Consider the following 22645-nt stretch of genomic DNA (forward strand, 5'->3'; position numbering starts at 1 on the left):
TTGTTATTATACTGTCCAATTTTTATATCACTTAACCTTTCGTAGGTTATGTTGTAATCTATCAGGATTTTTATGTCTCAAGAAATAACAAGCTTCGCGTCCTTTAATTTTTCAGATGCTTTAAACAAGGCACTAGAGGATATGAAGTTTACCACGCCTTCTCCAATTCAAGTACAGACAATTCCTTTATTGATGGAAGGGCGAGATGCGATTGCATTAGCGCAAACAGGAACAGGAAAAACGGCTGCTTTTGCTTTGCCTATATTGCAAAATTTATCGCCTAATGTACAAGGCACTCAAGCTTTAATTTTGGCTCCTACTCGTGAATTAGCGATTCAGGTTGCTGAGCAATTTGAATTATTAAGCGCTAAGCAACGAGGTACTTCGGTTGCTGTTTTATGTGGTGGGCAAGATTACGGTCGTCAATTAAAGCAATTAAAGGCAGGCGCTCAGGTTGTAGTAGGAACTCCTGGTCGTATTTTGGACCATATCGAGAGACGTACTTTGCAGTTAGACAATTTACGTACCTTCATCCTTGATGAAGCAGATGAAATGTTGCGTATGGGTTTTATTGAAGACATTGAAACCATCATGGCAAAATTGCCTGAAGAGAAGCAAATCGGTTTGTTTTCAGCAACCATGCCTCATCGTATACGACAAATTGCCAATACTTATTTGCATAACCCTGCATCTATCGAAATACGTGGGGAAACAGCTACAGTAAAAAGTATTGAGCAGCGCTTTTTATTTGCTTCTGGACATCAAAAACCTGATGCGTTATTGCGGGTACTGGCTGTAGAAGAATATCAGGGCGTGATTGTATTTGTGCGTACTAAAAGCAGTACTGAGGAAGTTGCGGAAGTCTTGCAGCAACAAGGGCTACGCGCTATGGCGATTCATGGTGATATTACTCAAGCATTACGCGAGCGTATTATTGCCCAATTCAGACAAGGAGCTATTGACATCCTGGTGGCAACAGATGTTGCTGCACGCGGTCTGGATGTAGAACGAGTGACTCATGTGATTAACTATGATTTACCGCATGATAATGAAACTTATGTTCACCGTATTGGAAGAACAGGTAGGGCGGGACGTTCTGGGGTAGCTGTTTTATTTGTAACTCCTAAAGAGTCACGTTTAATTAGCAGTATTGAACGACATACACGTCAACGTATCGCCAAAGTGACTGTGCCTAATGACCATATGATTCAAGTTGTACGACAACAACGTTTCATGGCAAACATCACCTCACGTTTAGAGCACGCAAACTTGCCTTCATACAAACGAATTGTCGAAGAGTACATAAAAGAACATGATGTTTCTGCAGTAGATGTTGCGGCAACACTTGCTTTGATGTTAAACAAAGACTTGCCTTGGCAAAAAGAGCAAGCACTACCTAAATCACCACGTCCAGCTAAAGAAGGCCGGGCGGAGCGAGACGGTAAATTCGAACGTTCTCGAGTTGACGAACGAAGAGGTTTCTCTGAGAAGAAAGGGCTTCGTGACCGTGACGGACGTAAAAAAGCCAATGATGATTTTGTAGGACAGGATTTATTTCGCATCGATATAGGTAAGATTCACGGTGTGAAACCAGGCAATATTGTTGGCGCCATTGCGAATGAAGCGGGTTTGCAAAGTAAACATATTACTGGCCTTAAAATTCATGACGACCATTCAACGGTGCGTTTACCTAAAGGCATGACAAAAGAGGTAATGAGTGATTTAACTAAAGCTTGGGTCTGTGGACGTCAGCTAAACATTACCTTAATTAGTAGTGCTCAATAAAACACGAGGGGCCATGCAGTCTGGCCCCATCATCCCTATACATGTTAGCGAACTCGTTGACAAAAATTGCAAGTGTAGGCTGGGCTGTTAAGCCCAGCGGTTGTAAAATTAATTCTTGCTCTCTAAAATTTCTACCAGGAAACTCAGCACTATAAGTCCAGTTGACAAGTAAACTTATCTATCGTCCTATGAAAGAAATACTGCAGCACATTACATGCTGGGCTTAACAGTCCAGCCTACGGTTATTTCTACACGAATCCCGGCTCCAAGTTTCTATGCTTTGTAAGCAAACAATGCTGCTGTTGTTGCAACGGCAGCCATCACAACCAAACCTGCGGTGACAGGGGTAAAAAAGGCGTATGGATTTTCAGCGTCTATTTTATTTTTCAGCTCTGTTTTCATGCGTATAATCGTTTCCTTTACTGAATCAATCCGGTGATTGGGATTGGTTTTTTCGGTCATGACTGGTAAATACTGTTCCTGAAATACTGCAGTAGCTTTACTGATTTCATGTGCTCGCTCTTCATTTTCTGCGTAAAAAGATAAAGAGGTGCGCGCAATTGCTTCAAAAAAAGAGGCGCTGATGCATAGCTTGTCATGTTCATTCCATTGTGATGCATCAGTAATTTTCGAGTTCAGTTGATAGCGCGGGTTATTTACTTGATTTTTGGCAAAATGACGAATCGCTGCATTTAATTCTTCCTCATCCGAAAGGATTTGCTCCATAAAATTAAGACATTTAAGGATAAAATTTTGTTCAAAAGTCATTATTTGCGCCTCCCTGGCAAAAAATATTAATATAAATATCTTTTGCTTGGGGGTGCAATCGGATAACCTCAAAGCCACTTTTTTGTCCATGAAATAGGCATATTTGCATTATGGCGTTGTTTTAAAAGCGAGTTTACATATATTTAACTCATTGATAAATATAAAAAAAATATGAAAAACAAGCTTGCGTAAAAAAATTGCTTATAAAGGATCTTTCATACTATAATGCGGAAGGCTTTTGTTTTTAAAATAACCAGATAAACTCTTCAAAATTCAGTGCGGTAGCCATTTTTTAATAAAAAATGTCGCTGCTTTTTTTAGGATTAGAACTTAAGGGTATTCATGAAACTGTTAGCAACTATAGGGGCTTTTTTATTCTCTGGGATTGTTTGGGCTACACCTCTTCATAATATAGTTGTATTTGGAGATAGTTTGTCTGATAACGGTAATTTGTATAAGTTTATGAAATATCAATTACCACCATCTCCTCCTTACCATGAGGGGCGTTTTTCTAATGGACCTGTTTGGATTGAACATGTCATCGCTTCTTATTTTCCTAATGATCCGGCAGCTCATTTATTAGATTATGCTTATGGTGGTGCAGGTGTATCTGAGGAAGATGGAGCAGACGATGTATTGTTTACTTTAAGAAGAGAAGTGAACAGTTATTTATTAGAGCATCATGATAAAGCAAGTGCAGACAGTCTTTTTGTTATATGGATAGGCTCGAATAATTATCTTGCATTTCCTTCAGAAGTTGAAAAAACATTGCACGATGTGCAGCTAGGAATTATTCACAGTATGGAGCGTTTAGTAGAAAAAGGCGCGAAGCATATTTTGGTGGTTAATTTGCCGGATTTAGGTCGAACTCCTGCAGCAATTGAATTTGGTTCTATCAATGAAATGACTTATTTTGCTAAAGAACATAATAACTTATTGAGTAAAGCGGTTGATGAATTAAAACAAAAGTATCCTGATGTAGAATGGCTACATTATGATTTGCATCAAGCTTTTGAAGAAGTGTTGTCTCATCCACAAGATTATGGCTTTACCAATTTAACTAGTACTTGTGTTAATTCAGTAGTTGAAGACATTACTAAAACATCCGTTTTAAAAATGGTGGCATCAGTCAAACCTAATACAACTCAGGATGGATGTACTGGTTATTTGTTTTTTGATTTAGTACATCCCACTGCATTGGCTCATAAGATTCTTGGGGACAGAGCCAGAGAAATGTTGGATCAAGCGGGTATTGAGCTTTTAGATTAATGACGCAGTATCTATCAATGTAGCCTGGGTGCAGGCGTAAGCCGTAACCTGGGATTGGTGCAACTGCATTACTCCTGGGTTACGCTGCACCCAGCCTACAGCTTACTTTAATTACTCAGAATCAACTTATTAGGATGATATGAAATACATTACAAGGATAGTTTTGATATTGTTTTTGTTATTTTCAGTTGCTTATGCCGATAAACTCGAAATCAAGGTTGATGGTAAGAACATTGATTTACCCTATTGGCCTGCAAAAAAAGAAAAATATGGGGCTGTACTCCTAGTTAATGGTGGTGTGCAAGCACAATCTACTGCCTTGTTAAATGATTTGGCTGAGCAGTTGGCCCAAAATGGTTGGCAGGTTGTCTTACTTAATAACGACAGCGGTGTGACTGTACCTTGGATCAAACAATTCCCTGAAGTGATTAATACGCTACGAAAACAAAAAAATGTACGTGTTGTGCTTTTGCATTATGGAGAGCAATTAAAACAAACGTTTGATTACTTAGGCAAGCCTCCTGTACCCGAAATCGAAGGCTTGATTCTGTTATCTGCATACAATATTCCTGCGTCTACAGATAAGAAGCCCGAGTTGAAAATGCCCATTTTTGATATCGCCGGTCAGTTTGATTATGATGTGATTAAACAAGACATGGCAGCCAGAAAAAAGGAATTTGGCGCGAATAAAGATAATTATTTGGCTATAGAGATACCTGGTGCTCACCATGATTATGAATATTCACGACAACTACTTTTTTCATTTATTCATGGTTGGATGGTAAAGCTTCCGGAGTTTCAACCTAAACCTCCACCAGTTATGTACTCCTATCTTGCGCCAATCTCAGCTTTTTTCCAGGAGCAAGTTGCAAAAAATGAAGAGTCTGATTGGAACGGATATTTTGAGCAGCCGCTTGTGATCGATTAAAATTGAGTATTTATTTATAACAAACTATTTAGATAAAAATCTTGCATTGTAACAATTCAATCTCTTATTTCTTGTATAACGGACATTGATACCTGGCAATACAACGATGCGCTTCGATTGAGTTTTTTAAAATATATTTATCAGCATTATCTGCTGCCAGGCAATTTGTTCCATATCGATGAGCAGTTAATTGAAAATCTTCAATGATGTGCATTCACAATGTGTCACTTATTTAAAAAAGGGCAGTGGTTACCATCCCTTACTTGAGCAAATTAATTCATAAGCTTTCACAATTTTCTGAGTTTTTTCATTTGCTATTTTAATCATTTCTTGCGGTAAACCTTGTGCAATTAATTTGTCGGGATGATTGCGGCTTAATAGACGACGATATGCTTTTTTTACGTCTTGTTTGCTGGCACTCAACGGTACTTCCAAAAGAGCATAAGCATAATCTATATTTGTTTTAGTCGGTTGATAGTTGTGTCGACTGTAGGACGAATACGAATGTGATGACGAATAGGACTGTTGTGATTGCTGCGTGGCATCATCTTGTGGTTCCGAATAACTCGTTCCAAAATCCTCATAAAAGCGAAATTGATTGTGCAGCGGTGCAAATCCAAGTTTGGAAAAAATCTTATCCAGCATTTGAATTTTTTTTGTATCAAGTCCATCTGCTTGCGCAGCTCGATATTGAATGTCGATAAATAACCTTAATAAATCTCGGTTATCCTTGCAGGCTATTTTTAATTGTTCAAGCATTGCATCTAGATTGAATTGGGATTGTTTCCCTTCATTAAACAAATGTTTTGCCAGTGTTTTCTGTTCGCTATTCAAGCGCATTTCGTTCATGAATAAACGTGCCATCTCCAGCTCTTTCTCAGTAACGCGTCCATCTGCTTTGGCTAAATGCCCCATGATGGAAAAGGTGGCCTCGAAAAAGGTTTTTTGGGTTATCTTACGTTTTTCGGCGTAATACAACCAATGGGGATTAGAAAAATAGTGGGATAAACCACGATCAAAAAAATTACCTACCAAGAGACCGAATATTGCCCCTGTCGGTCCGCTGATTAAATAGCCACAGCAGGCGCCAATAATCTTTCCCCACCAAGTTGATATGATAAAGAAGTCTCGCAGAGACATTAAAATGATTCCTTAAATAAGTCCATTAACTGATTTTATCGCTTTATACCACATTTTAAGTATATACTGTCGCCTTTTGGGTTTGGTTTTATATGCGATTTTTTTACTCTTTTTTGATGTATTTGCTTACTCCTTTTATTCTCGTTCGCTTATGGTGGAAAGGGAGAAGCTTACCTGCTTACAGGGAACGTATATCAGAACGTTTTTTTCTTAGTAAACATGAGTATAAACCGGTTGACGTTTGGATTCACGCTGTATCTTTGGGAGAGGTTATTGCTGCTATCCCATTGATTGATGCCATGTTGGAAAAAAACTGGTCTTTATTGGTGACCACCATGACACCAACTGGTTCTGAGCGAGTACAGGCACGTTTTGGTAACAAGGTCACTCATCAATATCTCCCTTATGATCTTCCCGGGATACTTAAGCGCTTTTTTAAAAAAATTCAGCCACGGGTTGGGGTGATTATGGAGACTGAGCTATGGCCGAATTTAATTTATCAGGCACGAGCAGCAAAAGTCCCATTACTGCTGGCCAATGCACGGATATCCGATGATTCATTGAATGGCTATAAAAAAATTAAGTTTCTAATTAAACCGATTCTCAATCAATTCTCTGCAATTTTGGCGCAAGGAGACGAGGATGCGCGACGTTATATTACATTAGGCGCAAGAAAAGAGATTGTACATGTTTTGGGAAATATGAAATTTGATTTGCAAACCAATACAATCGACAGCAAACGTTTTAGTGATTTAAAGAGTCATTGGGGCACAGAACGAGTTGCGGTGATTGCAGCAAGTACTCATGAAAACGAAGAAGCACAGATTTTATCCCACTTAAAACGCTTGCAACAAGCAATTCCAGGTGTGATTTTATTAATAGCGCCACGTCATCCAGAACGTTTTCAAAGCGTATTTCAATTATGCATTCAATCAGGTTTTAAGACTGGCTTGCGCTCTGATGCAAATACCTTAAGTTCAGAAAATGAAATTGTGGTATTAGACAGTTTGGGAGAGCTTTTAGGGTTATATCAAATCAGCGATTATGCTTTCGTAGGTGGTAGCTTGGTTCCTGTTGGTGGACATAATGTATTAGAGCCTATTGCGATGCATGTACCGGTATTAAGCGGCAGCCAGGTCCATAATTTTAAAGCCATTTGTAATGATTTACAGACAGCCCAGGGTATTTTATTAGTACAGCATGCAAATGAAGTGGTTGATGGAATTATTAAGCTACATACCGATCCAGCATTTCGCCAGCAAATGATTAAGAATGCAACTGAGGTTTTCGAAAAAAATAAGGGCTCAGTCATTCGTCATTTACAGCAAATTGAAGGTGTGATTTAAAAAGTATATCCATGAGTTGTAGTTAAGTGTGGCCTGGGTGCAGCAAAGCGGAACCCAGGTTTTCTTCTGATGATATGAATAGATTTTTTAACCCGGGTTCCGCTTTGCTGCACCCAGGCTATGTTTGAAAATAAGAGAGGATTTAGAAAAGACCTCTTCCGACGAGCGGAAGAGGTAAATTGGGATTTAGGAGCCTTGATTTTGTTTTTCTTTAATCTCAGACAACGTTTTACAATCGATACATAAAGTGGCAGTAGGTCGTGCTTCCAAACGTTTGAGGCCGATTTCAATACCGCATGCTTCACAATAACCAAAATCTTCATTTCGCAAACGTTCTAACGCATCTTCAATTTTCTTAATCAGTTTACGTTCACGATCACGAGTACGCAATTCGATACTGAATTCTTCCTCTTGGCTTGCTCTGTCTGAAGGATCAGGGAAATTAGCTGCTTCATCCTTCATGTGCGTAACCGTTCGGTCAACTTCTTCCATCAATGATTGACGCCAAGCCAGCAATATTTTTTCAATATGTGCTAACTGCTTTTCATTCATATATTCTTCACCTGGGGTTTCCTTGTAGGGGGTGATACCCATACTACCTATTGCGTCGTTTTTCACGTTGTGTTGTCTCTCATTGTTTTTTTCAATTAATTGTTCGGTCATTTTAGCCTCCGTACCCAACTCGTACCACCTAGGTTTACAGAAAGCGGTTAGGTATACCAAAAAACTATTGTATCATCAATAAAATTATCGCCAACCCCCACTTACTCTGTCATTTCCCTGAATGTCTTGCCAACACATTACGTTTTTATACCGTAATTCATTAAGTATAGCTTGTACTTTTAATTTTTGATCATACCCATGTTCTAGTAAGATCAAGCCACCAGGCAAAAGATACTCATGGCCTTGTTTAATAATACATTGTAGATCACCTAAGCCTTCTTGACTACTCACTAAAGCATTTCGTGGTTCAAAACGTAGATCACCTTGTTGTAAGTGTGGATCGTGTTCTGCAATATAAGGAGGATTAGTAACCAGCGCATGATATTGTCGGTGCGGAATATTATTAAACCAGTTGGATAGATAAAAGTTTACATTCTGTATTTTATGGGTTTGCGCATTTTCTTTTGCAACATTTAAGGCTTCTTCACTGATATCCCCAGCAACAATGTGCCAATGGGGTCTTTCTTTCGCAAGTGCCAAAGCAATTGCTCCGCTGCCTGTACCTAATTCAAGAACATAGGTATCCGGTTGATTGGGAATAAGCTCTAGGGCCAGCTCAACCAATCGCTCGGTTTCATGCCGTGGAATTAATGTATGCTGGTTGACTTTTAAATTAAGCGACCAGAATTCACGTTCTCCGATGAGATAGGCAATGGGAGTACCTTGAGCTCTTTGAGCCATTAAGTTTTGAAAGCTCTCCCACTGTGATGGCGTTAATAGTTGCTCCGGATGTGCAAAGAGATAGGCCCTGGTTTTGTTGAGGACATGGCAAAGTAAAATCTCTGTTTCCAGATCTGGAGTTTTTCCCAGAGCTGTACGAATACTAGTCATTGCGCCCCAGCTCTGCGAGCAATTCAGCATGATACTCACGTTTTAATGGTTCGATAACCAAGGTTAAATTACCTTCCATCACATCACCGAGTTGATAGATCGTCAAATTAATCCGGTGATCAGTCAGTCGACCCTGTGGGTAGTTATAGGTCCGAATGCGTTCGGAACGATCGCCAGTACCCACCAGTGATTTACGAGTTTGCGCTTGTTCTTTTTTCTGCTTGCTTTGTTCGGCGTCCAGTAAGCGGGTTTTAAGCAATGACATTGCCTTGGCACGGTTTTTGTGCTGAGAGCGTTCATCCTGGCATTCCACTACGACGCCAGTAGGGATATGGGTGATGCGTATCGCCGAATCGGTTTTATTGACATGCTGGCCTCCGGCACCTGAAGAGCGGTAGGTGTCAACGCGTAAATCATCAGGATTAATTTGGATGTCATCAATTTCATCAACCTCTGGCATAATCGCAACAGTACATGCAGAGGTATGAACACGCCCTTGTGATTCAGTCTCAGGGACACGTTGCACTCTATGTGCGCCGGATTCAAATTTGAGTTGTGAATAAACTGAGTGTCCGCTAATACGCACGATAATTTCTTTATAGCCACCATGTTCACCATGATTGGCGCTGATTAACTCTTGTTGCCAACTCTGATCTTCTGCATATCGACTGTACATACGATACAGATCCCCAGCAAAAATTGCGGCTTCATCACCGCCGGTTCCTGCCCTAATTTCGAGATAAACGTTACGTTCATCATCTGGATCTTTGGGAATCAAATGCCATTGGAGCTGTTCGTCAAGTTCTTCCACTTGCTTTTGGGCGCCTTCTAATTCTTCTGACGCCATTGATGCTAATTCTTTATCATCACTTTCAAGCAATTCGTGCAGTGAGGATAAATTATTTTGGGCTTCAAGGTATGTTTCATAACACGTCGCGACAGGTTCGAGTTGTGCGTATTCTTTAGAAAGCGTTTTAAATTGATTCTGATCGGCAATTACGGAAGCTTCCGATAATAAGCGACCCACTTCCTGATATCGCTCCAGCATTTGCTGCAGTTTGAGTTCAAGAGATTTCTTCATAGGATGATTGATGTGTTGTTGTATTAAAAAGATATTGGGCTAAAGTAAACAAATCTTCGCGACCATCTTTAGCGATTTGTCGTAAGCCTGCAGTAGGATTATGAGTGAGTTTGTTAACCAGACGTTCACTAAACTCATTTAAAACGACGTGCTGACATTGCCCGGCGGAAAGTTTTTTTAAGGCGCGTTGCAGCTCTTTTTGTGCCAAGTCTTGCATTTGACTGCGGTAATCACAGATGACTTTTTTGGCCTTAAGCGAACGATGCTTACGGATGTACTTACTTAACTCTTCATCGACTAATCGCTCTGCATGTAATGCAGCATGACGTCGTTCTTCCATTCCTTTATCGATCATGGTTTGTAAATCATCGATATTATAAAGGTGTACTTGTTCTAATTCTTTGATGTCGTCTTCAACATCTCTGGGAACTGATAAATCCAAAAAGAACATAGGCGCATGCTCTCTTTGCTTTAATGCCTGTTCAACCAAGTCTTTATTAATGAAGTGGATTGGGCAGTTTGTTGCAGAAACAATAACGTCTGCTTGTGGCAGGTATTCAGCAATGTTGGTGAGCGGAATAGTTTTTCCATTAAACGAGCTGGCAAGTTTCTCTGCATTTTCCAATGTTCTACTTGCTATCATAAAACGCTCAACACCTTGTTGGCGTAAGTATTTGGCAACTAATGACGCAGTTTCCCCTGAGCCAATTAAAAAAACATTGAGCAATTTATAATTTGTAAACAGTTGCCCGATTAATTGTGTTGCTGCATAGGCAACTGAAACGGGATTTGTCCCAATACCACTTTGAGTGCGTACACGCTTTGACGCACTAAACACATATTCAAAAATAGGGCGTAACTCCGTCTGTATTGCACCAAGATTGCAAGCATGTTGGTATGTTTGTTTCATTTGTCCAAGGATTTGCGGTTCGCCAATCATCATAGAATCCAAACCACTGGCAACACGTAACAGATGTTTGACTGCCTGATGTCCTTTATGCATGTAAATAAATGGGGACAATGAGTCTGAGGATAACTGGTGTTCTTTGGCAAGCCAGTGCTTAATGACCTGTGGATCTTGAGTATCACAATAAATTTCTGTGCGATTACAGGTAGATAAAATAGCTGCTTCACTTACTTCAGGAAGAGACAACAAGTGATGAAGCACGGAATCCTGGGTAGCAGGAGATAAAGCGACTTTTTCACGCACGTTTATTGGAGCAGTTTTATGATTTAGTCCGCAAGCAACAAACACCATAGAATATGAATTATTTGAATATGAATTGTTAAGTTAATCGTGGGATTGTAAACGATTAGTCATTAAATTTGTAGTGTAGACTGTTTTATTTATTTATTCTGACTCAAGTAGAACGTTTTGTAGTCGGGCTTCATCCAACTACTTCTGCTGAATTGACGTAGCTTGGGCCAAAGCCCAACATTTAATTCGGCAAGTTGGCTGCACGCAACAAAAAAATCATCTGTAAAATTAAAGTACATTTTTATTTGGTCGCTAACAAGAGTAGAGGGTTTTATACAAAATCCCAAGCTATGGGGAGTCGATCATGGACATAATCCTACAGGGTGAGCACAGTGGCGAAGAAGCAGCACAAAGTTTGGCGCGTGTATTAGAATTATTTAGAGAACGATATCATATCGCTGGATTTCGCGAAATTCATTTAACGGTGACCTTAATTGATGAACAAGGCGATGATGTTGAATTAGTGGATAGCGAATCGAATCAAGCGTATCGAATTTTTGAGGTATATCGTAAAGGTTATGAATTAGGTGGTAGAAAAGGAACACCAGTATTACAATTGATCGTAGATAACACACGCCCTCGGTGAAGGAGTAACTTATGTTTTTGGCAATTATCGCCATAATACTGACACTAATTTTGGTAGTAGGTATTCATGAAGGGGGGCATGCATTAGTAGCACGCATTTTTTCAGTAAAAATTAAAAAGATATCCATAGGTTTTGGTAAACCCTTATTGCGCTGGCAAAGCCGCGGCGGTTGTGAATGGGTGTGGGCATTTTTTCCTTTAGGAGGGTATGTTCAACTGGAAAATACACGTATTAGCCCCGTAGAACCCGCACATTATTCAGGATGTTTTGATAAAAAACCGATTTGGCAGCGTATTCTCATCTTATTGGCTGGGGCTGCTGCTAATTTAATTGTTGCCTGGTTTCTATTTATTTTAGTGTACAGCATTGGTCTAACGTACACTTTGCCGGAAATTAAAGAAGTCCTTCCAAATAGTGCTGCAGCCCAAGCAGGAATGCAGCCGGGAGATAAATTCATCTCCATTGATGGTGCTGCTACCCCAACATGGAATGATGTAGGGATGCGTTTAGTTATCCTTTGGGGGAAAAAAGACATTCCTGTTACCCTGACCCGCGCTGATGGCAAAGAATCAATAATCATGCTTGATTTAAGTCATGAACATTTTCATAAAGTGAAAAAATCCTTATTAACTCAGCTGGGTATTCAACCCAATTTAGCTGCAGCTAAGAACAAACTACGCGCCGTATCACTTTTAGATGCGATACATCAAACTAATGCATTCATCAGCAATATGATTTATTTTTTTATGATGATCTTGAAGCAATTATTTATGGGCGTGATCCCTTTTTCCGTATTGTTAGGACCTATAGGTATTTTTGCAGCCTCTGTCGTGTCATTGACGCAAGGAATAGCTGTCTTTTTATTCTTCATCGGTAGCTTGAGCCTTGCAGTAGCAGTGATTAACCTTTTCCCCATTCCTGGATTGGATGGTGGTTCGATCCTTTATGCAGTTATTGAAAAAATTCGCGGTAAACCGGTCTCTGTGCCCATGGAAGTTTTATTACATCGCCTGATAGTTATTGTGTTCTGTGTACTCTTGGTTCACTTATTGATGAATGATCTACAGAGAATCTAAATTGATGTAGCCTGGGTACAACATAGCGGAACCCAGGGCTTCAGCTCCCATGACCCGGGTTACGGCTTCGCCTGCACCCAAGCTACATATTTACACGTTCCCCACTGCTCGTGCACAACACCAGACATCCACTTGTTGCACGCCAGATTTTTTTAAAGTGAGTGCCAGTTCATTTGTTGTGCTGCCTGTCGTTAAGAGATCATCAATAATCGCTACATGACGCCACGGAAGTTTTTTAGTCGTGAAAGCATGACGCAAATTTTTTTGTCTTTGTTCTCCATCAAGGCTTGCTTGTGGTTCGGTATTACGAATTTTCTGGCAACTAGTTAAGTCATAAGGCAGTCGTAATTCTTTTGCTAAGCAACGAACGAGAACTGCTGCTTGGTTGAATCCACGTGATTTGATGCGTTGCGGATGCATAGGTACTGGAATTAAACATTGAGGTAAATTCTTATCGTTTGGCAAGGAGTTAACAATTAAATGGCTTAAAAAAGAACTGAGATACAGCCCATCATGATATTTAAACTGATGTAAAAGACTACGTAACGGCTCTTCGAAGATGTAATGAATGAATGCGCGGTCGAAATAAGGTATTTTTTTAATACAATGACCACAGATATGTAGATGTTTATCAGGCAAAGGATAAGCACAATGAGTGCATGCAGGGCCTAACTGAGGCATAAATTCAATACAATGGACGCAAACTGCCATTTTATTGTTATGAAATTGATTGCATAAAGTACACATTGAGTACAAACGCAAACTTTGTGTTAAACTCCATATTTTCTGGCGCACGAGTGTTGGATTCCTTTAATTTTTCCTGGTTTTATAATGGCTGTTATCTACGAAATTAACAAGGCATTTAATCGACATGCCACTGAATATGAATTTGCTGCCAAAGTACAACAAGAAATTGGGGTACGCTTATTAGAGCGTTTACAGTATTTGAATATGAAACCGCAACGTATTCTTGACCTTGGATGTGGACCAGGTTTCTTTTCTTCTGAGCTGACTAAAATTTATCCAAAAGCGCAAGTTGTAGGTTTGGATTTGGCGCAATTTATGCTGGTTCAGGCACAAAAAAAACAAAGTTGGCGGCGAAAATGGCCTTTGGTCGCTGCGGATATGCGCAACATGCCTTTTGCTGCAGGTACGTTTGATTTGATTTTCGCCAATCAAGTGATTCACTGGGGGGGGGCTTTGATCTCCGTTTTTCGTGAGTTGAATCGAGTCATGAAAGCCAATGGTTGCTTGATGTTTACTACCTTGGGCCCTGATACATTTAAAGAGTTGAAACACGCATGGACTGGGGTGAATCATTACGCTCATGTGAATGAATTTGCTGACATGCATGATGTAGGTGACTGTTTGATGTCTGAACATTTCTTAGAGCCAGTTATTGATATGGAATTGCTGGCAGTACATTACCAGACGCTACCTAAGCTATTACAGGCTTTAAAAGCTCAGGGGGTAAAAAACATTAATCCTCAAAGAAATCAGGGACTAACGGGAAAGACTGCCTGGAGACAATTCGAGCAAAATTATTCTACTTTGCAAACTGATAAAGGAAAATATCCGCTGACTTATGAAGTGGTATACGGGCATGCCTGGAAGGGAGAGCAAAGAAAAACAGAACAAGGGATAGAGACGATGATTCCCATTTCACAGATAGTCAGACGCAAGAGTGAAGTGTAGTTGAAACGTAGGCTGGGCTGAAAGCCCAGCAATGATGCTCTGATTATACGTTTTATACGTTCGTTGCAGCCTACAATTGCTGCACACCCTGGCTACATATCTATGGTGTGGTTGTGCGCTCTTGTAATTTCTTGGTTAACTCAATCAGTGCAGAAGCTTTTTGATCAAATAGTTTTAATGCATCAAGCGCAATTTGATAATGGTTTCTGATTTCCTCTTCTAATTTATGTTGAGAATATAGAGCGGCAAACGTAGTTTTTTGATTGGCCAAATCAGAGGAGCGTCCTTTGCCCAAAACCTCGGTGGGCGCATAGCGGTCTAAATAATCATCTTGCATTTGGAACACTATGCCAAGATGGCTGGCATAAGTGCGCAAAGCGACTTGATAGGCTTCGGGTACTGACGGGTGGGCATTCAGAACCATTTCAACGCATGCTAAAATAAGCCGTCCTGTTTTGAGGTAGTGAATTTCTCTAAGCTGCTCTTCATTAGTAGATGATTTGGCTAATTCAGATAAATCTAGGCTTTGTCCACTCACCATTCCGCTGATGCCGCTGGCCTTAACCAGTTCCAGCGTGATCGCAATCACTTGCTTAGCCTGCAGTAGAGGTGAAAGATTGGTTAATAATACTTCAATGGCTAAAGCTTGCATGCCATCACCAACTAAAATCGCAGTTGCTTCATCAAAGGCTTTATGGCAACTCGCTTTGCCACGACGAAAATCATCATTGTCCATCGCGGGCAGATCGTCATGAATTAACGAATAGCAATGCGTTAATTCTATAGCTGCAGCAATAACATCCAGAACCTTTAGATCCAGATTAAGCAAACTTCCGGTTAAATAGACCAGGATGGGGCGGATCCTCTTCCCACCGGGGAATAGAGAATAATTTATTGCAGAACGTATCGTTATCGCAGGTACAGAGGATTCATTGATGAGTTCACTAAGAAATTCTTCATGCCGTTTTATGTAGTTACTTATCACTTAATTGTTCATCCGAGCTGGGTCCAGCAGAGGTTAATGTTTCTATTTTTTGCTCAGCCTTTTGTAACACATCCTGACAACGTCTGGCCAAGCTAATCCCTTTTTCAAATTGTTTCAGGGAGTCTTCCAAAGAAAGTTCTCCTTTTTCTAGTTGCCTGACAATTTCTTCTAGCTCCGTGATCGATTGTTCAAAATGCATGCCCTGGCTCATAGATTTTGTCCTGATTGTTCAAAATGTACTGATTATACTGAGTTGTTCTCAGGATTCAATGTAGGTGAATTAATTTTATTGGAATTGGCTGTAGCCTGGGTGAAGGTGAAGCCGTAACCCGGGTTCTGCTACGCTGCACCCAGGCTACGTATTATGAAGATACAATAAGATAAATCGTGTATATTAATTGCAACAGAATCTGATGGAATAAGCATGAAAACTAAAACCCAATTTGTGTGCAATCAATGTGCCGCAATTTTTAAACAATGGGCCGGACAATGCACACAATGTGGTGCATGGAATTCGATTGCCGAAGAAGGCGTTGCTGCCAATCGTAGTTCACGTAGTGGTTCTTGGGCTAATCAACGTTCTGTAATCACGGCAGTAGAAGATGTTGTTATGGATAAAGAAGTACGTATGGATTGCGGTTTATCAGAGCTCAACCGCGTCCTTGGCGGTGGTTTGGTTTATGGTTCGGTGGTTCTTATTGGTGGGGATCCAGGTATTGGTAAATCCACTTTGTTATTGCAAACCTTGGCTAATCTTTCGATGCAGGAAACTGTTTTATATGTCACGGGTGAAGAGTCTTTACAGCAAGTCGCCATGCGTGCCAAACGACTGGGATTACCTTTAGCAGGGTTAAGGCTTCTAGCGGAAACACAGGTTGAATCTATTATTGCACAAGCACAAAAAGAAAATCCTAAAGTGATAGTGATCGATTCCATTCAAACTATTTTTACCGAGACTATAAGTTCTGCTCCAGGAGGGGTAAGCCAAGTGCGTGAATCGGCGGCGCAATTAGTTCGTTTTGCTAAATTGACGCAAACTGCAGTGTTCTTGGTTGGCCATGTCACGAAAGAGGGCGCTTTAGCTGGGCCACGAGTTTTAGAGCATATGGTGGATAGTGTTTTATATTTTGAAGGCCAAAGTGATAGCCGTTTCAGGGTAATTCGCGCCATTAAAAATCGTTTTGGTGCAGTCAATGAATTGGGTGTATTTGCGATGACTGACAAAGGATTAAAAGAGGTCGCTAATCCTTCGGCGATCTTTTTGTCGCGTCAGCCAGAACCCACTTCTGGGAGTGCCGTGATGGTGACTTGGGAGGGCTCCCGTCCCATGTTAGTTGAAGTACAAGCTTTGGTTGATGAAGCACATGGGCAGCAATCCAAGCGGGTGACTGTAGGGCTTGAATCCAATCGGCTAGCCATTTTATTGGCGGTTTTACATCGGCATGGAGGAATTGCCACCTACGATCAAGATATTTTCATCAATGTCGTTGGGGGGGTGAAAGTCACGGAAACTGGCTCGGATCTTGCATTGTTAGCTGCGGTAGTGTCCAGTTTGCGTAATCGGATTTTTGACAGGGAAACCATTATTTTTGGTGAAGTTGGCCTTGCTGGTGAAATCAGACCCGTGCAAAGTGGGCAGGAGCGTTTAAAAGAAGCTGCAAAGCATGGATTTAAACGGGCTATAGTGCCTTTTGCTAATGCTCCCAAGCAACAACACGATGCGTCAATGGTGATTGAACCTGTTAAATATTTGCGTGAAGTTTTGGATAAAATGTAAGTCTCTAGCCTGGGTGCCGCCTAGCGTAGCCCGGGTTTCTTATCAATTTCTCGGGTTACGGTTGTACCTTCACCCAGGCTACCAAGCAGTCCGTTGTAACATTTTAAGCGTTTAAGACATTGTTTTTATCGTATTGAATCCAACAATAGGAGTAATAATGACTTTTCCCACCAAGCTAAAACGTGACTTTATGGATATGTTAACCCGCAACAAAATTTCTCACACCCAAGGTTGGTCGAACTATATGGGCAATGTGAAGAATCCTGCTGCGGTGGTTGTTGATGTAGACAATGAACAACAAGTTCAATTAATCATGAAAGAAGTAAAAAAGCTGAATGGAGATCGGAATCCAAAGAATAAAATCACCTTAAGGGCGAGTGCGGGCTGGGATGATCAGGCGAGTGTAGGTTGCTGTTTATTTCCTTGGTCTCAAGTTCAGGAAAAAGAATATGCTGGCAGTTTCTCTTTTTCGGAAGTCGTCGGTGGGCGTGCTTCACCTCAAAGTGAAGGCACAGACATTATCATTCGTTTTAAAAAGAAATTTCATAAAGCAAAAGTGTTAGGGCCACTTAATACAAAACCTGCATGGATTAATCCAGACAATCCGATTCATCAACTCCCAGCCAAGCTGGTTGAGGTCAACGCAGGAATGCAAATTGCTGACTACGCAGATTTTTTACGGAAAAATAATTTATCTTCATCGACACTCAGTATGCTGAGTTGGGCGAGTCTTATAGGATTATTCATCCCTGGTGGGCATGGAACAGGTCGTGATGAACCGGCTGTGAGTGGTCTGGTTGAATCAATCACAATATGTGATGTGGATGGGAACATTCGTGAACTGACTCCCGACAACCCTGATTTTGAAACCTTGCGTGCGGCAAACAGCGGGTTTTTAGGAGTTATTCTGAGCGTTAAGATACGTGCAGTGCAGGCTTTTAATTTACGTGAAACGGTAGCAGTATTTCATAACACTGAAGAAATGAAGGGCAAACTAGGGGACATATTAAAAAACAATCAATATGTGAGTGTTATGGGAATGCCAAGTTCTGCAAGTTCTGAGCTCATTCACCAGTGGCAAGTGCGTATGTGGAACTTTACTACAGATAAACCAACCCAATCCACTAAGGCGACTTATTCCCCCTCACTGACCTCTCTAGTGCAAGAAATGGAGTTAAGACTGGGGTCGGATTTGCTGAATTTCTTGGTTAATTCAGAATTAAGTAGTTTATTACCCGAGTTCATGTTAATTGCGGCTGCTGAATCGATTGAAGGACGTGGTACAAATCCTATCGTTGATTTTGAAAACCATATTACTCATCCCCAAGTTGCTTTTCCTAAAGAAATGCGTGATGTGGATTATTTTATCCCTGTAAAAGATGACAAGGCAGGAGAGCATTTAGAGGCAATTTTAAAGCAAATAGAAAACCAGATAAAAAGTGCCGCGAAAAAAGGAGAGTATCCGGTCACTTATGCGATTTACGTTCGCTATTTGAAAGGTACGAGTGGGGGATTATCTCCAACCAGTACGCAAGCACTCGATGAGCGTATTCTTGCTTTGGATATGGTGACTCATCCGCAGGCGAAAGGTATTGCGAATTTTGAAACAGGATTTCTGGGCTATCTAAAAGAAAAAGGGTTTGAAGTAAGAAATCATTTAGGAAAAGAATTTCCAGCCGGGGTGGTTCGTTATTCTCAGTTTTTAGATCCTAGAAATATGAAGAAATTCATGGATGCAGCGGAGCGTTGGCATGCAACCACTGGGAAGAGCGATGGGGCAGAACGGTTGGCAATGGCTCCTTATTATACGAATTATTTTCAGGAAATGCTGGACTTAAGTCCTCAGCTAGCCAGTGAGTTGGATGAGAAGAGTTCGGATGAGAAGAGCGTAAAAGCGAAACCTCTTGCAGCCAAAAAGAAACCTATGGAATATACTAAACAATATACTAGTGATGAACAGAGACAATTTTTGACTCGTTTATTTGACATAGTTGAGTTAATGCCAGCGCATCATGAGGCAGCAAAAAATGCCAAGGCATCTTTTTTAACAAAGTGTCAGACTGAAATGGAACATCGAAAAGTACATGATTTAGTAATTAGTTAAAATGTTGTAGTTTGTAGCCTGAGTGCAGCGGAACCTGGGATTAAGAGGTTGATATGCCTCGGAAAACCCGGGTTATGGCTGCGCCTTCACCCAGGCTACAATATTTTAAATTAGACTAGGTGATATATGGACATAACTCCTTTTTTTAAATTAATGGTTGATCGGGGTGCTTCGGACTTGTTTTTTAGTGTGGGTGCACCGCCTCATATTAAAGTTGAAGGAATTATTTCACCGGTAGGTCAGACCCCTCTCAAAACACAACAAATGGCGGAAATTGTTTTGTCACTGATGAATGATGATCAGCGCAAAGAATTCGAGGCCACTATGGAGCTGAACATGGGGCTTTCCATTCCTCAAGTTGGACGCTTCAGGATTAACTTGTTTCGCCAACGCGGCGATATTTCTATGGTGGTGCGCTATATCCAGAGTAAGATTCCTTCAATGGAACAATTAAATTTGCCTCCCATTTTAAAATCAATTGTTATGGAATTGCGTGGATTGGTACTTGTCGTAGGGGCTACTGGCTCGGGTAAATCAACTACTTTGGCCGCCATGATCGATTACCGCAATGAAAACCAAAGCGGGCATATTTTAACCATTGAAGACCCTATAGAATTTATTCATCAACATAAAAAATCCATCGTCGATCAACGAGAAGTAGGTATTGATACCATGAGCTATGATAATGCTTTAGTCAATGCAATGCGCGAAGCGCCAGACGTGATTTTAATTGGCGAGGTACGTGAACGCAGCACCATGAAACAGGCTATAGCTTATGCGGAAACAGGGCATTTATGTATTTCAACGCTGCATGCCAACAATGCGTATCAAACGATGGACCGGATTATTAACTTTTTCCCGGAAGATGCAAGAAAACAAGTATTGATGGATTTGTCCCTTAATCTGCGTGCAATTATTTCATTGCGACTGGTTCCTGGGGTCAACAATCAACGTATGGCAGCTGTGGAACTCTTATTAAACACCCCTTACGTCGCTGATTTAATCGAAAAAGGCAAAATCGATGACATTAAGGAGGCTATGGAGCGCAGCACAGAGCAAGGGATGCAGACATTCGATCAGGCTTTATTAAAACTCTATCGCAGTGGTGCGATTTCCATGGAAAATGCGATCAAGTATGCCGACTCAAAAAATAATGTGAGTTTGCAAATTCGTTTGAATAGTGCTGGAAACTTTGATTCTCAAGATGGGACATTGACTATAGATGACAATTGATTTTTTTGTGCCTCATGTTAAAATTTAACACAATTTGACACGCTTGTGTGACATCAATTTGATTTTCATTTATGCCTGCTTTTTTCCGTATTAAAGATATCAAGAAAGGCCCCGCATCACGGTCAACTGCGCATGTGGCATACCTCAACGCCATATATACTCCCCCCAATCAAATCGATCCTTCCTACAAAGTCATTTATAAAAAAAATAAATACGGTCGCTCCGAGCTATCGCGCCTTGAAGTAATGTTTGGCCAATTGGCGCGTCTTTTTCTATTGCCTGATCTGACGCCTTCTAATCACTTAGTGCTTGATGAGGGCAATAATGTTCTTGGCTTAGCAGTCGAACATCTTTGCCATCTCATTACCAAAAAAGAAGGTCTTGATCATAATTTTTATGCTTTAAAAGACACTGATGAGGGCTGGGATTTCGTCCCTAAAAAAAGGAATAATCCCGCCAAAATACCGATTCATTTTCTTGATAAACTTCCTCAAGGATTTTTCGCGCTCTTAGTTGAAGAAGAAGAGGCCGGGCGTATAACTCTTGATTATGAATCATTGGCCAGTATCTTTGCGACTTCGTATACCTTAGAAGAGGATGATTTACATAAGGGAAATTATGGTTTCTATTTAGTCGAACGCAATGGTAAGCCGCATGCGGTATTTTTCAAAATCGATCATGATTTAATGTTTGTTGACAGCATCATGGGATTTCAAACTCGCAGGCCTTTTCATTTATTCCATGGTCCCAATGCTTTTGACATTACCGTATATGATTTGGAATCGCTGATGTGTTTAACCAATTCATCTAACGCCTATTGGCCTACGAAATTTGGTTATGTGTCTAATCCTTTGGACAATAAGGAGTACCACAGTTATGACGAGATCGATGCTTTTTCGCAGTTAAGTGATAACCCACAATTTGTCAGGGCAAAATGGAAATCCTTTTTTAAGCACATTTTAATGCCCAAAGAACTCATTAAGCGGACCTTACAGGAATGTGCTGATATGAATAGGGCTTCAGAGCGTGCCCAAGTTGCCTTAATGAATCAAGCCACCAGTGCACGACTTGCACGCTTGCGTGCTGCATTGTTTTCGAGCGCCAAATTTCGTGATTACTTGGAGCAATTAGATGCAGAACAAATCCGTATTTTAGTGCAAGAAATCATTCCGCCGCAGTGGGCAACAGAGGTGCTACGACAACAAATGCAGAAATCGATTGCTTCTTATCAAGAGTTATCTAAAAAAGACGATGGATTTGATCCAGAAGACACGCCATTACATATTGCAATTAAGCTTGGCGAATATCGCTATGAAGAAACCTTAGGCATGTTTGCCGAATTCATTAATGTACCTAATAGTGTCGGCAAGACTCCTTTAGATATCGTATTGGAACGAGTGCAAGCGGGGTTAGTGGATAGTGAGGATGTACAGAACAATGGTTTCTTAATTGCCAAGCATTTGTTAGCCAACAAAGCACAGTATACAGAAGAATACGAAGAGGAGCTTTTGCTATCTGTTAAAGCATACACGTTTAAAAATCCTTATTTAGAAGGAATAAAAGTGAATATGAGTTATGGAGCCTTCAAAGAGATTTTACGAGATATAGGTGAAGATCATCGCTTTGGTTTGAAGTTTCAAAAGAATTTGGCCATGGAGTGCATGAAACATTTTATCAAGGTGAATGAGGGATGCCCTGGCTTTGCAGACAAACTAGAACAATTAAAAGACGATATCAATGGCGACTCTCCTGAGGAAGAAGCAGCCCCTGTGAAATACATCCGCCAGTTACGCAGTAGATACTGGATTATTCGCCAATTGCGCGGATTATATGGTTGGACTTCAAGCCAATGGGAAATAAATACTATGATTAACCAAGCGATGGAACGCAAAAAAGCTAAAGAACCCAATTCTTTTTCCTTCTTTTCTGGCGATGAATCTGATGATGAAGCTGGCGATGAAATCGAAGCAAATCTAATCGATTCAGGGCCAAGTCAGGAAGCATCTGTTGCCGTGTAGCCTGGGTGCAGGCGAAAGCCGAAACCCGGGTTCCGCTGCGCT

General features: G+C 40.7%; 20 protein-coding genes. 11 read left to right on the forward strand and 9 right to left on the reverse strand.

Translation table 11 applies throughout. From position 1 onward, the window contains the following. Nucleotides 1–72 precede the first annotated feature (72 nt). Nucleotides 73–1785 carry a DEAD/DEAH box helicase gene (locus tag Lste_RS15170; protein ID WP_058511843.1) on the forward strand — a complete coding sequence of 571 codons (1713 nt, stop codon included), beginning with the start codon at nt 73–75 and terminating at the stop codon, nt 1783–1785. Between the two features lie 273 nt (nt 1786–2058). Here the strand turns inward: Lste_RS15170 and Lste_RS15175 are convergent, their stop codons facing one another. Then, nucleotides 2059–2553: a hypothetical protein gene (locus tag Lste_RS15175; RefSeq protein ID WP_058511844.1), complete on the reverse strand. Its 495-nt coding sequence runs from the start codon at nt 2551–2553 to the stop codon at nt 2059–2061. 342 nt (nt 2554–2895) lie between these two features. Here Lste_RS15175 and plaA point away from each other — a divergent pair, with 342 nt between their 5' ends. Beyond that, the gene (gene plaA / locus Lste_RS15180; protein ID WP_058511845.1) at nt 2896–3822 is read left to right on the forward strand and encodes a GDSL family lysophospholipase PlaA; all 927 of its coding nucleotides are present in this window, start codon (nt 2896–2898) and stop codon (nt 3820–3822) included. Between the two features lie 139 nt (nt 3823–3961). Continuing rightward, entirely contained in the window at nt 3962–4750 is a 789-nt protein-coding gene (locus Lste_RS15185) for an alpha/beta fold hydrolase (protein WP_058511846.1), read from the forward strand. 249 nt (nt 4751–4999) lie between these two features. Here Lste_RS15185 and djlA read toward each other — a convergent pair whose 3' ends face one another. After that, nucleotides 5000–5890, reverse strand: coding sequence for a co-chaperone DjlA (gene djlA, locus Lste_RS15190; protein WP_058511847.1), 891 nt, complete (start codon nt 5888–5890; stop codon nt 5000–5002). 92 nt (nt 5891–5982) lie between these two features. On the opposite strand from djlA, the gene waaA reads away from it, so the two are divergent. After that, on the forward strand, nt 5983–7236 hold the full coding sequence (gene waaA, locus Lste_RS15195; RefSeq protein ID WP_058511848.1) for a lipid IV(A) 3-deoxy-D-manno-octulosonic acid transferase: 1254 nt from the start codon (nt 5983–5985) through the stop codon (nt 7234–7236). Between the two features lie 186 nt (nt 7237–7422). Here waaA and dksA read toward each other — a convergent pair whose 3' ends face one another. The 4 genes from dksA to hemA form a co-directional block, all read right to left on the reverse strand. Further along, a complete protein-coding gene (gene dksA, locus Lste_RS15200) occupies nt 7423–7899 on the reverse strand; it encodes an RNA polymerase-binding protein DksA (protein WP_058511849.1) in 477 nt (158 codons plus the stop codon). Nucleotides 7900–7983: 84 nt separating this feature from the next. Then, nucleotides 7984–8790, reverse strand: coding sequence for a peptide chain release factor N(5)-glutamine methyltransferase (prmC, locus tag Lste_RS15205; protein WP_058511850.1), 807 nt, complete (start codon nt 8788–8790; stop codon nt 7984–7986). Continuing rightward, nucleotides 8783–9871 (reverse strand): peptide chain release factor 1, encoded by a 1089-nt coding sequence (gene prfA / locus Lste_RS15210; protein ID WP_058511851.1) that lies wholly within the window; start codon nt 9869–9871, stop codon nt 8783–8785. Before prfA ends, prmC begins: the two co-directional genes overlap by 8 nt. Continuing rightward, the gene (gene hemA, locus Lste_RS15215) at nt 9855–11129 is read right to left on the reverse strand and encodes a glutamyl-tRNA reductase (RefSeq protein ID WP_058511852.1); all 1275 of its coding nucleotides are present in this window, start codon (nt 11127–11129) and stop codon (nt 9855–9857) included. Before hemA ends, prfA begins: the two co-directional genes overlap by 17 nt. Before the next feature lie 304 nt (nt 11130–11433). On the opposite strand from hemA, the gene Lste_RS15220 reads away from it, so the two are divergent. Together Lste_RS15220 and Lste_RS15225 are read left to right on the forward strand one after the other, a co-directional pair. Next, the gene (locus tag Lste_RS15220) at nt 11434–11715 is read left to right on the forward strand and encodes a hypothetical protein (protein WP_058511853.1); all 282 of its coding nucleotides are present in this window, start codon (nt 11434–11436) and stop codon (nt 11713–11715) included. Between the two features lie 11 nt (nt 11716–11726). Then, nucleotides 11727–12791, forward strand: coding sequence for a M50 family metallopeptidase (locus Lste_RS15225; protein ID WP_058511854.1), 1065 nt, complete (start codon nt 11727–11729; stop codon nt 12789–12791). Between the two features lie 90 nt (nt 12792–12881). On the opposite strand, the gene Lste_RS15230 is transcribed toward Lste_RS15225, so the two are convergent. Beyond that, nucleotides 12882–13586: a ComF family protein gene (locus Lste_RS15230; protein ID WP_420324193.1), complete on the reverse strand. Its 705-nt coding sequence runs from the start codon at nt 13584–13586 to the stop codon at nt 12882–12884. 36 nt (nt 13587–13622) lie between these two features. Between Lste_RS15230 and bioC the strand changes: the two genes are divergently transcribed. Then, nucleotides 13623–14486: a malonyl-ACP O-methyltransferase BioC gene (gene bioC / locus Lste_RS15235; protein WP_058511855.1), complete on the forward strand. Its 864-nt coding sequence runs from the start codon at nt 13623–13625 to the stop codon at nt 14484–14486. A 100-nt stretch (nt 14487–14586) separates the two neighbouring features. Here bioC and Lste_RS15240 read toward each other — a convergent pair whose 3' ends face one another. Continuing rightward, complete coding sequence (locus Lste_RS15240; protein WP_058511856.1) at nt 14587–15471, reverse strand: polyprenyl synthetase family protein; 885 nt, start codon at nt 15469–15471, stop codon at nt 14587–14589. Continuing rightward, nucleotides 15461–15682, reverse strand: a complete 222-nt coding sequence (locus Lste_RS15245) for an exodeoxyribonuclease VII small subunit (RefSeq protein WP_058511857.1) — start codon at nt 15680–15682, stop codon at nt 15461–15463. The genes Lste_RS15240 and Lste_RS15245 overlap by 11 nt, the downstream gene beginning before the upstream one ends. Nucleotides 15683–15895: 213 nt before the next feature. Here Lste_RS15245 and radA point away from each other — a divergent pair, with 213 nt between their 5' ends. From radA to ankK, 4 genes are all read left to right on the forward strand, one after another. Beyond that, nucleotides 15896–17248: a DNA repair protein RadA gene (radA, locus tag Lste_RS15250; protein ID WP_058511858.1), complete on the forward strand. Its 1353-nt coding sequence runs from the start codon at nt 15896–15898 to the stop codon at nt 17246–17248. A gap of 157 nt (nt 17249–17405) precedes the next feature. Then, on the forward strand, nt 17406–19352 hold the full coding sequence (locus Lste_RS15255; protein WP_058511859.1) for an FAD-binding oxidoreductase: 1947 nt from the start codon (nt 17406–17408) through the stop codon (nt 19350–19352). Between the two features lie 126 nt (nt 19353–19478). Further along, complete coding sequence (locus Lste_RS15260; protein WP_058511860.1) at nt 19479–20585, forward strand: PilT/PilU family type 4a pilus ATPase; 1107 nt, start codon at nt 19479–19481, stop codon at nt 20583–20585. Nucleotides 20586–20656: 71 nt separating this feature from the next. Continuing rightward, on the forward strand, nt 20657–22603 hold the full coding sequence (ankK, locus tag Lste_RS15265) for a Dot/Icm T4SS effector AnkK/LegA5 (protein WP_058511861.1): 1947 nt from the start codon (nt 20657–20659) through the stop codon (nt 22601–22603). Nucleotides 22604–22645: the final 42 nt, after the last annotated feature.

Origin of the sequence: Legionella steelei, assembly GCF_001468005.1 — a bacterium.
Taxonomy (GTDB): domain Bacteria; phylum Pseudomonadota; class Gammaproteobacteria; order Legionellales; family Legionellaceae; genus Legionella; species Legionella steelei.

What these genes read in the sequence shown, in the direction of transcription:
- Lste_RS15170 (WP_058511843.1), top strand. Translation starts at nt 73, where the DNA reads ATGTCTCAAGAAATAACAAGCTTCGCGTCCTTTAATTTTTCAGATGCT.
- Lste_RS15175 (WP_058511844.1), bottom strand. Translation starts at nt 2,553, where the DNA reads ATGACTTTTGAACAAAATTTTATCCTTAAATGTCTTAATTTTATGGAG.
- plaA (WP_058511845.1), top strand. Translation starts at nt 2,896, where the DNA reads ATGAAACTGTTAGCAACTATAGGGGCTTTTTTATTCTCTGGGATTGTT.
- Lste_RS15185 (WP_058511846.1), top strand. Translation starts at nt 3,962, where the DNA reads ATGAAATACATTACAAGGATAGTTTTGATATTGTTTTTGTTATTTTCA.
- djlA (WP_058511847.1), bottom strand. Translation starts at nt 5,890, where the DNA reads ATGTCTCTGCGAGACTTCTTTATCATATCAACTTGGTGGGGAAAGATT.
- waaA (WP_058511848.1), top strand. Translation starts at nt 5,983, where the DNA reads ATGCGATTTTTTTACTCTTTTTTGATGTATTTGCTTACTCCTTTTATT.
- dksA (WP_058511849.1), bottom strand. Translation starts at nt 7,899, where the DNA reads ATGACCGAACAATTAATTGAAAAAAACAATGAGAGACAACACAACGTG.
- prmC (WP_058511850.1), bottom strand. Translation starts at nt 8,790, where the DNA reads ATGACTAGTATTCGTACAGCTCTGGGAAAAACTCCAGATCTGGAAACA.
- prfA (WP_058511851.1), bottom strand. Translation starts at nt 9,871, where the DNA reads ATGAAGAAATCTCTTGAACTCAAACTGCAGCAAATGCTGGAGCGATAT.
- hemA (WP_058511852.1), bottom strand. Translation starts at nt 11,129, where the DNA reads ATGGTGTTTGTTGCTTGCGGACTAAATCATAAAACTGCTCCAATAAAC.
- Lste_RS15220 (WP_058511853.1), top strand. Translation starts at nt 11,434, where the DNA reads ATGGACATAATCCTACAGGGTGAGCACAGTGGCGAAGAAGCAGCACAA.
- Lste_RS15225 (WP_058511854.1), top strand. Translation starts at nt 11,727, where the DNA reads ATGTTTTTGGCAATTATCGCCATAATACTGACACTAATTTTGGTAGTA.
- bioC (WP_058511855.1), top strand. Translation starts at nt 13,623, where the DNA reads ATGGCTGTTATCTACGAAATTAACAAGGCATTTAATCGACATGCCACT.
- Lste_RS15245 (WP_058511857.1), bottom strand. Translation starts at nt 15,682, where the DNA reads ATGAGCCAGGGCATGCATTTTGAACAATCGATCACGGAGCTAGAAGAA.
- radA (WP_058511858.1), top strand. Translation starts at nt 15,896, where the DNA reads ATGAAAACTAAAACCCAATTTGTGTGCAATCAATGTGCCGCAATTTTT.
- Lste_RS15255 (WP_058511859.1), top strand. Translation starts at nt 17,406, where the DNA reads ATGACTTTTCCCACCAAGCTAAAACGTGACTTTATGGATATGTTAACC.
- Lste_RS15260 (WP_058511860.1), top strand. Translation starts at nt 19,479, where the DNA reads ATGGACATAACTCCTTTTTTTAAATTAATGGTTGATCGGGGTGCTTCG.
- ankK (WP_058511861.1), top strand. Translation starts at nt 20,657, where the DNA reads ATGCCTGCTTTTTTCCGTATTAAAGATATCAAGAAAGGCCCCGCATCA.